The organism is Candidatus Fermentibacter sp., from assembly GCA_030373045.1.
Taxonomy (GTDB): domain Bacteria; phylum Fermentibacterota; class Fermentibacteria; order Fermentibacterales; family Fermentibacteraceae; genus Fermentibacter.
Genome location: JAUCPW010000005.1, coordinates 1 through 11,955, shown reverse-complemented (window position 1 = coordinate 11,955; position 11,955 = coordinate 1). Strand labels below are relative to the sequence as shown.

At 69.8% G+C, this 11,955-nt stretch carries 11 protein-coding genes; 5 read left to right on the top strand and 6 right to left on the bottom strand.

What is annotated here, in order from left to right:
* Position 1: 1 nt before the first annotated feature.
* From panB to QUS11_01850, 5 genes are read left to right on the top strand one after another with little or no spacing between them, the layout of a single operon-like run.
* Complete coding sequence (panB, locus tag QUS11_01870; GenBank protein MDM7992038.1) at positions 2 to 814, top strand: 3-methyl-2-oxobutanoate hydroxymethyltransferase; 813 nt, start codon at positions 2 to 4, stop codon at positions 812 to 814.
* Positions 811 to 2,055 carry a phosphoribosylamine--glycine ligase gene (gene purD, locus QUS11_01865; protein ID MDM7992037.1) on the top strand — a complete coding sequence of 415 codons (1,245 nt, stop codon included), beginning with the start codon at positions 811 to 813 and terminating at the stop codon, positions 2,053 to 2,055. Before panB ends, purD begins: the two co-directional genes overlap by 4 nt.
* A 55-nt stretch (positions 2,056 to 2,110) precedes the next feature.
* Positions 2,111 to 2,560: a 5-(carboxyamino)imidazole ribonucleotide mutase gene (purE, locus tag QUS11_01860; GenBank protein ID MDM7992036.1), complete on the top strand. Its 450-nt coding sequence runs from the start codon at positions 2,111 to 2,113 to the stop codon at positions 2,558 to 2,560.
* Positions 2,557 to 3,150 carry an L-threonylcarbamoyladenylate synthase gene (locus tag QUS11_01855; GenBank protein ID MDM7992035.1) on the top strand — a complete coding sequence of 198 codons (594 nt, stop codon included), beginning with the start codon at positions 2,557 to 2,559 and terminating at the stop codon, positions 3,148 to 3,150. Before purE ends, QUS11_01855 begins: the two co-directional genes overlap by 4 nt.
* 16 nt (positions 3,151 to 3,166) lie before the next feature.
* Positions 3,167 to 4,240 (top strand): EamA family transporter, encoded by a 1,074-nt coding sequence (locus QUS11_01850; GenBank protein MDM7992034.1) that lies wholly within the window; start codon positions 3,167 to 3,169, stop codon positions 4,238 to 4,240.
* A gap of 11 nt (positions 4,241 to 4,251) precedes the next feature.
* Here the strand turns inward: QUS11_01850 and QUS11_01845 are convergent, their stop codons facing one another.
* From QUS11_01845 to QUS11_01820, 6 genes are all read right to left on the bottom strand, one after another.
* Positions 4,252 to 4,971: a creatininase family protein gene (locus QUS11_01845; GenBank protein MDM7992033.1), complete on the bottom strand. Its 720-nt coding sequence runs from the start codon at positions 4,969 to 4,971 to the stop codon at positions 4,252 to 4,254.
* A gap of 82 nt (positions 4,972 to 5,053) precedes the next feature.
* A complete protein-coding gene (locus QUS11_01840; GenBank protein ID MDM7992032.1) occupies positions 5,054 to 7,162 on the bottom strand; it encodes a radical SAM protein in 2,109 nt (702 codons plus the stop codon).
* Entirely contained in the window at positions 7,146 to 9,410 is a 2,265-nt protein-coding gene (locus QUS11_01835) for a hypothetical protein (GenBank protein ID MDM7992031.1), read from the bottom strand. The genes QUS11_01840 and QUS11_01835 overlap by 17 nt, the downstream gene beginning before the upstream one ends.
* 7 nt (positions 9,411 to 9,417) lie before the next feature.
* Entirely contained in the window at positions 9,418 to 10,356 is a 939-nt protein-coding gene (locus tag QUS11_01830; protein MDM7992030.1) for a hypothetical protein, read from the bottom strand.
* Entirely contained in the window at positions 10,353 to 11,246 is an 894-nt protein-coding gene (locus QUS11_01825) for an NAD(P)-dependent oxidoreductase (GenBank protein ID MDM7992029.1), read from the bottom strand. Before QUS11_01825 ends, QUS11_01830 begins: the two co-directional genes overlap by 4 nt.
* A partial coding sequence (locus QUS11_01820) for a glycosyltransferase (GenBank protein MDM7992028.1) occupies positions 11,243 to 11,955 on the bottom strand: 713 nt, incomplete at its 5' end. The genes QUS11_01820 and QUS11_01825, both read right to left, overlap by 4 nt.

Here is an 11,955-nt window from a genome sequence, read left to right as displayed (position 1 = left end):
CATGCGGACCGTTCCGGATTTCGCGAGGATGAAGGCCGAGGGCAGGAGGATCGCATCCCTCACGGCATACGACTTTCCGACCGCCCTCCTGGAGCAGGAGGCCGGCATCGACTTCATCCTGGTCGGCGATTCCATCGCCATGGCGGTTCTCGGTGAGGAAACGACGCTCGGAGCCACGGTGGAGATGATGCTCCCGCACGTGAAGGCGGTCAGGCGGGGTGCCCCCGGCACGTTCGTCGTGGCCGACATGCCGTTCGGATCGTATCAGGCGTCGGACGAGAGGGCGGTCGACTCGGCCGTGCGTCTCGTCGCCGAAGGGGGCGCGGACGCCGTGAAGCTCGAGGGAGGCTCGCCGATGCCTCTCGCAAGGACGGCTGCCATAATCGCCTCCGGCATCCCCGTGATGGGTCATGTCGGCCTCCTCCCCCAGTCCGTCCGTGCATCGGGCGGGTACAGGGCGGTCGGGGCCGGCCAGGCCGGGCGCGTGATGTCGGAAGCCAGGGCGCTCGAGGATGCCGGTGCGTTCGCCCTGGTCCTCGAGAGCGTCGAGGAGGCGATCGCGCGGGACGTCACCGGGGCCCTCTCGATACCGACCATCGGCATAGGGGCCGGCAGGTTCACCGACGGCCAGATACTGGTGGTCAACGACATGCTGGGCATCACCAGGGGCTTCGAGCCGAGGTTCCTGAAGAGGTACGCCGACATCGGAGCCGGGATCACCCGGGCGCTTTCCGACTACGCCGGCGAGGTGAGGAACGGTTCCTTCCCCGAGGCGCGCCATGCGTATGCGCCGCTCGAGGAGCCCGGGAAGTGAGGATCCTCGTGATCGGCTCGGGCGGCAGGGAGCATGCGATAGCCCACGCCCTCTCCCGCGAGGGCGGCCACGAGCTGCATGCCGCCCCGGGCAACCCCGGCATGGCCGCGACCTGTGAATGCCATCCCGTCAGGGCGGATGACATCGAAGGCCTCATCGGCCTTTCCTCCAGGCTGGGGGCGGACCTGGTCGTGCCCGGCCCCGAAGCCCCCCTCGTCGCGGGCATCGCCGACGCCCTGGAGGACGCCGGGATTCCCTGCTTCGGCCCGTCCGCGGCATGCGCCATGCTCGAGGGGAGCAAGTGGTTCGCCAAGGAGCTGATGGCCGCCGCCGGGGTGCCGACCGCCCCCGGAAGGCTCCTTTCCACTCCCGCAGGGGTCCTCGAGGCTGCCGGCGGTTCCTGGGGCGGCTGGGTCCTGAAGGACGACGGCCTCGCCGCCGGCAAGGGCGTGTTCCTCCCCGACGGGGACGACGAAGCCTCGGAGGCTCTCGGGAGGCTGTTCCCGGGAGGCCGGGGCAGGGTGGTCCTGGAGAAGAGGCTGCGTGGCCGCGAGGTGAGCATGATGGCCCTCTGCTCCGGTGAAGAGGCTTTCGTGCTGCCTCCCAGCCGCGACCACAAGAGGGCCTTCGACGGCGACAGGGGGCCCAACACAGGCGGGATGGGGGCGGTATGCCCCGCTCCAGGGATCCCCGGAGGATTCTCCGACTGGGCGCTCTCGAACGTCTTCCGGCCGGTCCTCGAAGAGCTCCACCGCCGCGGCACCGACTACAGGGGGGTGCTCTACGCCGGCCTGATCCTCGCGCAGGAAGGACCGGCCGTGCTCGAATTCAACTGCCGGTTCGGCGATCCCGAGGCACAGGCAGTCCTTGCCCTGCTGGAGGGGGATGCCGGAGCGGCATTCCTGTCCTGCGCGAGGGGGAATCCGGACTTCTCCGGGATCAGGATACTGCCCGGGGCTTCGGCCTGCGTCGTCATGGCCTCGGAGGGATATCCTGGCGCATACGGGAGCGGGTTCCGGATCGACGGGATCGATTCGGCAGGGGCCGATGACAGCGGCATCACGGTGTTCCATGCCGGCACCGCCATGTCGGACGGCAGCCTCGTCACGGCGGGCGGGCGGGTGCTGGGTGTCACCGGCACCGGAGCCGGTCTGGGCGAGGCTCTTGCGAAGACGTACGCAGCGGTCGGCACCATCACGTTCCGGGGCGCCTCCTGGCGGAAGGACATCGGCGCGACATGACGATGACGCACATGCGCCCGGGCCCGGCTCCAGGCCGGGAGGCGCGGGGAGGGCTATGGCCGCCAGAGTAGGGATACTGATGGGCAGCGAGAGCGACAGGGAGGTCATGGACCTGGCCAGGGCGGTCCTCGAGGATCTCGGGGTCGAATGCGAGGTCAGGGTCATGTCGGCCCACAGGAATCCCGGCGAAGTCGCCGCCTATGCTGCCGGGGCCGAGGCTGCGGGCATCCGCGTGCTGGTGGCCGGAGCCGGGCTTGCGGCCCATCTCGCCGGCGCGGTGGCCTCCCGCACCATCCTGCCCGTGATCGGGGTCCCCCTCGAGGCCGGTCCGCTCAACGGCATGGACGCGCTCCTGTCCACAGTCATGATGCCGAAGGGCATCCCCGTGGCCACCGTGGCCATCGGCTCGCACGGGGCGAGGAACGCGGGCTTCCTGGCCGCGCAGATACTGGCCCTGTCCGATCCGGAGCTGGGGATGAGGCTCAGGGCGAAGCGGGGGATGTGACCCCGGGCAGGACGATCCGCATCCAGCGCTCCTTCCTCTCCGCCGTCCAGATCGAGGATGCGGCCGAGGCGCTCCATTCCGGCGGGATAGTCCTGTACCCGTCCGACACCGTATACGGGCTTGCCTGCCGCGCAGGGAGGCCCGAAAGCGTCAGCCGCCTGGCCTCCATCAAGGGGTACGGCGGGGGCAGGCCCTTCATCGTCCTGGCGTCGGATCTCGAGATGACGCGCGACCTCGCGGAGATGGACGAGGAGGAATCCGCCCTGGCCGGGGAATGCTGGCCCGGTCCGTTCACCATCGTGCTCCGTGCCGGCAGGTCGGCCCCCGGGTGGGTCTGCGCGCCCGACGGGACGGTCGCCGTGAGGGTGCCGGCCGATCCCCTGACCAGGGCGATCCTCGGCGAGGTCGGCTACCCCCTCGTGAGCACCAGCGCCAACACCCGCGACAATCCCCCGGCTCTCGACTTCGCCTGCGTGGAGGATGCCGTGCGGGAAGCCGCCGATCTGTGCCTCGACGGCGGCAGGATCGATTCCGCCGGCCCTAGCCGCATCGTGAGGGTCCGGCGCGGTTTCGTGGAGATCCTGCGCTGAATCCCGGGTCCTTCCCGTGAACGCTCCCGGCGGGCGGCTGCTGGCCGTCTCGTCCGCCGTCCTCTTCGGATGCGCCACCGTTGCGGCGAAGGCCCTCCTCGGCGATGTGGAACCTGCGGTGCTTGCGGGGCTCCTGTACCTCGGGTCGGGCGCAGGGCTGGGAGCGGCCGCGCTGGCGGCAAGGCTCACGCCCGGCGGGAGGCGCTTCTCCACCGGGCTCTCGGGGCGCGACGCGCCCTGGCTGGCCGGAGCCGTGGTGTCGGGAGGCATGGCTGCGCCCGTTCTCCTGATGTGGGGGCTCGCCCGGACATCCGCCTCCACCGCCTCGCTCATGCTCAACCTCGAGGGTGTCCTGACCGTGCTGATCGCCGGCGCGCTGTTCAGGGAGAACATCGGAGGCAGGATCGCCGCCGGGCTGGCCCTCGTGATCGCCGGTGCCGCCCTGCTCTCCGCCGCGCCCGGCGCCGGAGACGGCCCGGGCTCCGCCGGTCCGGCCGGCGGGACTGCGATCGCGGGGGCATGCCTCCTGTGGGCTCTGGACAACAATCTCACGCGCCGGATCTCGGCGGGGAATCCCGTCGTGATCGCCGGCATCAAGGGGCTGGCGGCCGGCTCCGTCAACCTGGCGGCCTCCGCCCTGCTCGGCATGTCCCTTCCGGATGCCGGCACGGCGGCGATCGCAGGGCTGGCGGGATTCCTCGGCTACGGGGCCAGCCTCGTGCTGTTCGTCATGGCGCTGAGGGAGGCCGGTGCGGCGAGGACGGGGGCGCTCTTCTCGACGGCCCCCTTCATAGGCGCGGGCGCCTCGCTGCTGATCCTGGGCGAGCCGGCCGGGCCGATGCTGCTGCCCGCCGCGGTCCTGATGGCCGCAGGGGTATGGCTGCAGTCAGGCGAGAGGCACATCCACGCCCACGCGCATGGATCGCTCTTCCACGAACACACGCACGTGCACGACGTCCACCACGCGCATTCCCACGACGGGACCGAGCCGGCCGGGGAGAGGCACTGCCACCCGCATCAGCACGAACCCTTCGAGCATACGCACGCCCATCTCCCCGACATCCACCACAGGCACGGGCACTGGCGATAGCCCGGAGGCCCTCACCCGTCGATGCGGCCGCCCGCGCCCCAGCCCTCGAGGATCTCGGAGACGATCCCGCGGATCCTGTCCCTGAGCCTCTCGTAGTAGGCGGAGGCCGCCGCTACGGAGAAGGGCTTCGCTTCGCAGCCGGAATAGCGGATGGAGCATGCCGGCACCGGATATGTCCTGACCCCCTCGCGATCCAGCCAGGAGCCGGAACCGTCCCACTCGGGGACGAAGTCGGGGATGGCCGCCTGGACCAGGGCCAGCTCGTCCGAGCCGCCGTGTCCGGCCGAGGATCCGAAGATCTCCCTGGCGATGTCGTCGCCCACCACCCACCAGTCGACGAGCGCGGTCCGCACGCCGCACGACTTCCAGACCTCGGACAGGGCCTCGGACAGGGTTTCCGAATTGCCTCCGTGGCCGTTGAAGACGACGACCTGCTCGATGCCGGAGACGGACACCGAGTCGAGCAGCTCGACGACGAGGGACCTGTAGGTCTCCTTCTGCATCCACATCCCGCCGGGATATCCCGAGAGGGAGTTGACCAGCCCGAACGGCAGGGTGGGGAGCAGGATCGCGCCGAACTCTGGCGCCAGATCCCCGGCCAGCTTCTCCGGGGCGATGACGTCGGTCCCCAGGGGGCCGGCATCGTGAGCCTCGACCGTTCCCACGGGCCAGAAACAGAGACTCCTGTCCAGCTTCACGAACTCGTGGGTCGTCATCCTGAGCAGCTTCATGGCGCCACCCGATTCCCCACGGGCCAGAAACAGAGACTCCTGTCCAGCTTCACGAACTCGTGGGTCGTCATCCTGAGCAGCTTCATGCCCTGTCCCTCCCGTCACGCGAACCGCGAAGGCCCGCGGACAACGCAGACAGCAGCGAGGGCGGGTGCATCATGATGTTGGAATAGGCCTGGTTTGCCAGCGGGCACCAGCACTCGCCCCTCCGTATCGACCGCCTGATCTCGCGGGCCTTCCCGGAGCGCCAGGCGGACGCGAAGTCGCCTTCCGGGCCCACACGGCCCATCTCGGCGGCATAGGCCCTTATCGCGCATGGCCATACCGCCCCGTCGGCATTGATGTGGACATTGAGCAGGCCGGCGTAGCACGGGATCACCTGGCGCCTCTCGCGGAGGATCCTCACCACCAGGTCGTAGTAGACCAGCCTGAGCCCGGAGGTGATCCTTCCGAGCAGCCTGGCGTGCTTCATCTTCTCGATGGTGGCACGCCTGAAGCCTTCCATGATGCTTCCGTAAGTGGCGGGATCCGGCGTGATGCCGGAGCCGACGTTGAAGAACTCCTCGCGCTCCTCGGCTATCTCGTTGATGTACGTGTCCACGCCGAGGTTCCTCGCGTACTCGATGACCCCGGGCAGCTCCTCCGAGTTGAACCTGGAGATGACGGTGCCGACCCCCACGTGGAGGGCGGGGTACTCGCGCCTCAAGGCCGTGAGGCGCCCGAGCGTGTCGAGCAGCCTGTCGAAGTTGCCCGGCACGCCCCTTATCTCGTCGTGCCGCGCCCCGATCCCGTCGAAGGACGGCTTCACCGTGAGGGCGGTCCCCGGCGACTCGCGGCGGATGACCTCGAGCATCTCCCGGGTGGTATCCTCTATCCTCCCGGGCATAAGTGCGTTCGTGGGGACGTGGATGACGGCCGGGCGGAGGTGCCTGCACGCGAGGCGCACTATCTCCGGCAGGTCGCTGCGGAGGTAGGGTTCGCCGCCGGAGATGTTGAAGAACCAGGTGCGCCCGATCGACCTGAACATGGCCTCGATTGCAGGCAGTTCCAGCTCGGGGAGCCCGGGGGCCTTCCAGATCATGCAGGTGCCGCACCGGGACTGGCACCGGCGCGTGACCGAGAAGGTCACGTTGATCGGGGCGGGGGGCCTGCAGAGGCCGTGTCGGGCCAGGAAGGCGAAGGCGGCGGACGCGGCCAGCCCGGCCACCTTCGGGATCAGGGACAGTCTGCGCGAGAAAGCTTCGGACAATGTCGCCTCCACGGCGTAGGAAGCCTCGACGAGCATCAGGAGGATCCTGTGGCAGAGGGAAACCGTCACAGCCACCGCGATGCCGCCGGCGAAGGGAGCCAGGACCAGTCCCTGGAAGGACTCCCTCACTCCTATCCCTCCCGGGACGAACACCCAGACGAGGGATACGAGCCACGAGACCGGCATCACGATTATACAGGCGGCGAGCATGGCGAACCTGTCCCCCGCTCCGAGGCCGGCGAAGTCGAACCAGAGGAAGAGCGAGAAGCCCCTCAGGGCCCATGACAGCATCCCCGTGGAAACCATGTAGAGCCCGTCCATGGCGCCGATCCTGGGCATGCTCCCCCTGCCGAGGACCTTCCCGAACCGCCCGGTCATCCTCTCGACCAGGAAGGCCCTGATCCCCGGAGCGGCCAGCGCCAGCAGCACGACCGCCGAAGCGGCCGCGATGTACACCCTGGCCTCCGGAGGGAGCCCGGCCCCACCGGAGAGGGGTATGACCGCGAGCGAGAGCAGGCAGGCCGAGATCATGAGGTAGATGTTCTCGAAGGCCATGGAGAACAGCGAGATGCCCGCCCCGACCCCCCTGGACCGGAGGAAGGCGAGCCTGCCGAGGAACATCCATACGCGACCCGGGATGTACGACCCCGTCTGGGTGATGAACCAGTTCCTGCGCAGGGCGGTGCGGGACACCCCGGCGCCGGCGGCGCCGACGAGCCTCACCCAGGGGGCCGGGGCGAAGTACAGGCTTGCGAGGGCCGAGAGCACGGAGGAAACGAGCAGCGGCCAGCGCCCGGCGAAGTCGAGGCGGGATGCGAGATCGCCCACATCGCCCCTCCATGACGGCCACAGGCCGAACACGAACCACACGACCCCCCCCGCCAGGAGCGCGAAGCCGAACCACGCGCCCAGGCGGTTGAGGAAGTCATGCCGCGCCGGCACCGGGCTTTCCGCGCCTTCTCGCAACAAGCTCGACCGCTGCCGCGACCGCCGTCAGGAGGGCCGTGACGACGGATATGAGGAGCCCGGTCGAGAAATCGGAGGCATCGTAGGTGAAGCTGACGGAATGCTGGCCGGCCGGGATGGCGACGGCCCTCATCCAGCCGTTGGCGCGGAGGAGCCGGGCTTCCGTGCCGTCCACCGAGACCCGCCAGCCGGGGTGCCAGGTATCGGCGAGGACGAGCAGGCCGGGTTCGCCGGACTCGGTAGCGATCTCGACGAGTTCCGGCTCGTCCCTCGTGATGACGGCCGAACCCGGCTGTCCGGAGGGCGGCGGCAGATCAGGACCGCCCGACACCGTGCTCACGGCCTCGGGCGGGATACCGGGGGCCGGAGCGTCGCCTCCGGACACCCATGACGCAGGCATGAAGGCTCTGGGCATCGGCGCCGAGAGCTCCGCGGGGAAGCCTCCTGCCGAGGTGTCCGAGGCCATCTCATCGACGAGAGCCTCGTAGGGAGCCACAGTGCCGCCGTCGACCAGCACGGTGAAGCCTGTGGAGCGGACTTCCGGGAACCCTCCGGATGAGATCCCGGCGAGCATGTCGTCGACCGCCTGGGTCCTGGCGGCATGGTAGCCGGTGACGGACCTGATTCCCAGCGGGATGAACTCATTGCCGCCCGGGAAGATGCGCCCTTCGCCCACGGCCTCCCGGAGCCCGGCCGGCTCCGGATACAGGTCGGCGATCCTGGTCTGGGGCAGGAATACCTGGAAGTCCCTGTCGAGCGGCACGAGTTCCAGGGCCGCCACGGCCGATACCAGGAGGGATGCGGTTCCCGGGCCGATCCTCTTCCGGGAGACCGCGAAGACGGTGCCGGCCACGAGGGCCGAGACGAGCGCGGCCCTGAGGAGGTCGCCCGAGGCCAGGTCGACCCTCCTGTCCACGAGCTCCGGGAAGGCGGCGGGTGACGCCCCGGCCCTCCGCCACCACCCTGCCTGGGCGGACGAGAGGATGGGCCTGCAGAAGGCGAGGAGCACGAGACAGAGAGCGCCCCAGGCCGCGATGGGCTTCCAGCAACGTCCGGCCCTCACTCCGGCGACGGCCGCGTCGAAACCCGGCCCGGCGAGCAGCGATATGCCCGATGTGGTGAGGAAGGCCGCCATGTGCGGAGCCCTGAGCTTCCTGAACACGGGGACGATATCGTAGAGGATCCTGTAGAAGGGGGAGTATCCCCCCCATGACACCAGCAGACCCAGCAGGGCCACCGCTCCCAGCGCCATGCCCCTGTGCGTCTTCCGCGAGAGGAGGGCGACCGCGGCCAGCAGCAGGATCGAAACCCCCGTGAACTCGCTCGAGAGCCTGAGTCCGAGCCTTCCCCAGTACACCGGTCCGCCGCCCGCCTCGCTGTCGGGGAACCCGTGGCGGTAGCCGAACAGATGGGGGAATGCCATGGCGAGGGTCTCCTCGGGAGGCATCGAGTAGCTCGCGGACTGCGAGAGCGGCAGATCCTCGCCCCGGGTGGAGGTGCTCGAGAATGCATATCCCGGGAGCATCTGGACCGCGCCCAGCCCCGCCCCGGCCAGGGTCATCGCAGCCAGCCCGGATGCCGCCGCGAGCGCCTTCCTCACGCCCGGGCGCTCGAGGAACCTCCAGGCCAGCCACACGGTCGCCGCCATCGCGCTGTAGAGAAGCATCTGGGGGTGGCTGGACAGGGCCTGCATCCCGAGGCAGAGTCCGCCCAGGAAGAGGAACCACGCCCTCCTGGTGGCCCACCATCTCTCGCATGCGTAGAGGAGCAGCGGCAGGAAGCTCCAGGACACCATCTTGCTCGCGTGCCCCGCGTAGAACAGCGTGTTGGCCCATGCTCCGGCGGCGAAGGCGATGGTGCCCACCGTCCTGCCGCCCCGCGAGACACCCAGGGAGCCGAGGAACAGCCAGGCGGACAGAGCGGCGATGAACGCCTGCACCGGCCAGATGAACCGTACCGACGCCTCCGGGCCTGCGGCCAGGAGGAGGAGCCCCCGGACCGGATAGAACACGGGTGCCGAGAAGGAGGAAAAGAACGGGATGCCGCAGTAGATGTAGGGGTTCCAGTGCGGTATCCTGCCTTCGGCGATGCTGGCGGCGGTGTAGGAGAGGAACGGGTATCCCTGGTGGACAGTGTCGCTGAGATCGCCTCCCGGCAGGCGCGGTGAGGAGAGGACCGGCCAGTAGACGGCCGCTGCGAGCCCCAGAGCCAGAATGATAGCCATGTGCCTGTCAGAAAGCCTGAAGCCCACGCCTCTCCCCCCTTCCCTTCGGTGCCGCGAACCTAAGGGTCGCGAGCGCCATCGCGATCTCGAACAGGGCCATGAGAAGAGTCTGCCCGAACATCGCCGCCATCACCGGCGCCAGGCCGGACCCGCCGTCGCACATGGCGGCCGTGGCGGCCTCCCTGACCCCGATGCCTCCGGGGACGAAGACGACAATATACCCGGCCAGCCAGGACAGGGGCGCCGCGGCGACGGCGGACCAGAAGCCGTTCGCCGGGAGGCCCATGCCGGTGATCCAGAGCCAGACCGAGGCCCCCCTCAGGACCCAGGAGGCCGCGTAGGCCCCCACTGCCCTGAGGGAAGTGGCGAACCTCACCCCGGTGAAATCCCCGGCTCCCTTCAGCCTGAATGCGAGCCTCTGCACCGGCGAGAGCAGCGGAAGCAGAAGGAGGGCGGCCGAGCCTGCCAGAGCGGCCGTCCGGAGCGACCGGGGCAGATCGCCGCCGGCCAGCAGGACCGCGGGCATGGCCACGAGACCGACCGCCGCGAAGCTGGCAAGCACCTCCCAGACCGCCGCCGCGGCTGCTCTGGCCATCGAGAGGCCCTCCGACCTCAGGAATCCTATCCTCCCCGCGAAGAGCCAGATCTTGCCGGGTATGTAGCGCCCGAGCTGGCTGGCGAACCAGGCCGCGGCGAGCTTCCCGGCAGGTGTCGCAGCGCCCAGGTCGCGCGAGAACAGGATCCAGCCGGCGGGTATCAGCGCGAGGCCGGCGAAGAGCAGGATGGCGGAGGCCGCGAGGACTGCCGGGTCCGGATCCCATGCGGCGGACTCGAAGGACTCGAGTATCCCGGCCCGGCTCGACCATATCCGCCAGGCCGCGAAGGCGAGCGCCGCCGCCAGGAGGACGGCGGAAACGGCTCCGAAGGCTCCCCGGCGGGCCGTCACCGGATCAGCCCTTCGGCCCTGTACCAGGCCACGGTCGCAGCCAGGCCTTCGGCGAGGGGAGTGGCGGGGGCGAATCCGGCGGCCTTCGCCCTGGAGATGTCCACCCAGTGGTCGCGCCCGAACAGCGCGAGCCTGCTCTCGGAGAGCTGCGGCGGGGCCAGGGGACCAAGGAGAAGGGCGGCCCTGAAGATGACTGAAGGCACGGGAATCCTGAGGAGGCGCACTCCCATGGCGGAGGCGGCAGCGCCCGCGAGACTGCTCACGCTGACCACGTCAGGCCCGCCGATGTTCCATGTCCCCGGCCCGATCAGCCCGCCTCCGAGGCTCTCCCGGACCGCCCTGCAGACGTCGAGCACGAACGTCGGCCGCAGACGGGCCGAACCGGTGCCCACCAGGGGGAACAGGCCGCTGGCGACCTGCCTGAAGAAGCTCAGCTTGTGCCTGTCGCCCGGGCCGTACACGAAGTCGGGCCGGAGAATCGTGAGGAGCCGCGCGGGCATGAGCCCGGAGACGAGCCTCTCGGCCTCGGCCTTCGATTCCTCGTAGGCCCCCCACGGGGCGGGAGGAGAGTCCTCCCGGGATCCACCCACCAGCCCTGCGACCCCGGGCGTGCTGAGGTGGATGAAGGGTATGGCCCGTTCCGCACAGACTCCGGCGATGGCCGCCGGAAGGGCCGTGTTGGATGCGGCGAGTTCCTCCGGGCGGACACCCGGACCGCCCAGCCTGCCTGCAGCGTTGACTGCTGCGTCTATCCCGCCGGGGAAGCGGCCGGGATCGAAGGCTCCGCCGTCCGGCCGGGGGAGGGGGGCGACTTCGTGTCCCTCCGCTGCGAGAAAGCTCGACAGATGGGAGCCTATGAAGCCTCCTGCCCCGGCCAGGAGTATCCTCATGGCAGGGCCTCCAGGAGCCTGCGGGCGTACTCGTCCCATCCGAACCGCGCAGCCATGGCGGCCACCGCCCCGGCGGCGCCCGGCCCGGCCGAGAGCTCCAGGGCGGCCTCCAGAGCAGCGGCAAGGCCTTCCGGATCGCACGGTTCCGCAAGGAAGCCCGTGCGTCCCTCCTCTACCAGCTCGGGGAGCCCTCCGGTGCGGGTGAGCACCAGCGGCTTCCGGAACGCCAGGGCGATCTGCGCGACCCCGCTCTGGGTGGCCGACCTGTAGGGCAGGGCCACCACGTCCGCCGCCCGGAAGAGGGCATCCACCTCGCCGTCGGGTATGAACCTGTCGATCCACCTGACCCTGCCTGCGAGATCGGGCCTCTCCATCCGCTCGTGCAGGGCCTCCCTGCCCGAGTAGGCCTCGCCCGCGACGAGCAGGTCCGCCTCTTCACGGAGGAGCGCGAAGGCCTCCAGAAGGTCCTCGAGACCCTTGTACGGCCTCACGAGGCCGAAGAAGAGGACGACCCTCCTGTCGGGATCGAGCCCGAGCGACTCCCTGGCGGCCGCGGCCGAACCGCCCGGCCGCACGTACTGGTCATAGACGGGGTGGAAAAGCTTCAGCACCCGCGAGCCCGGAGCCATGGCGCGGGCCTCCTCCGCATCCGGGGCGCCGTGCACGACCTGTCTCTTATACACATCTGACGCTGCCGACGAGTTCCGAA

What these genes read in the sequence shown, in the direction of transcription:
- panB (MDM7992038.1), top strand. Translation starts at nt 2, where the DNA reads ATGCGGACCGTTCCGGATTTCGCGAGGATGAAGGCCGAGGGCAGGAGG.
- purE (MDM7992036.1), top strand. Translation starts at nt 2,111, where the DNA reads ATGGCCGCCAGAGTAGGGATACTGATGGGCAGCGAGAGCGACAGGGAG.
- QUS11_01845 (MDM7992033.1), bottom strand. Translation starts at nt 4,971, where the DNA reads ATGAAGCTGCTCAGGATGACGACCCACGAGTTCGTGAAGCTGGACAGG.
- QUS11_01835 (MDM7992031.1), bottom strand. Translation starts at nt 9,410, where the DNA reads ATGGCTATCATTCTGGCTCTGGGGCTCGCAGCGGCCGTCTACTGGCCG.
- QUS11_01825 (MDM7992029.1), bottom strand. Translation starts at nt 11,246, where the DNA reads ATGAGGATACTCCTGGCCGGGGCAGGAGGCTTCATAGGCTCCCATCTG.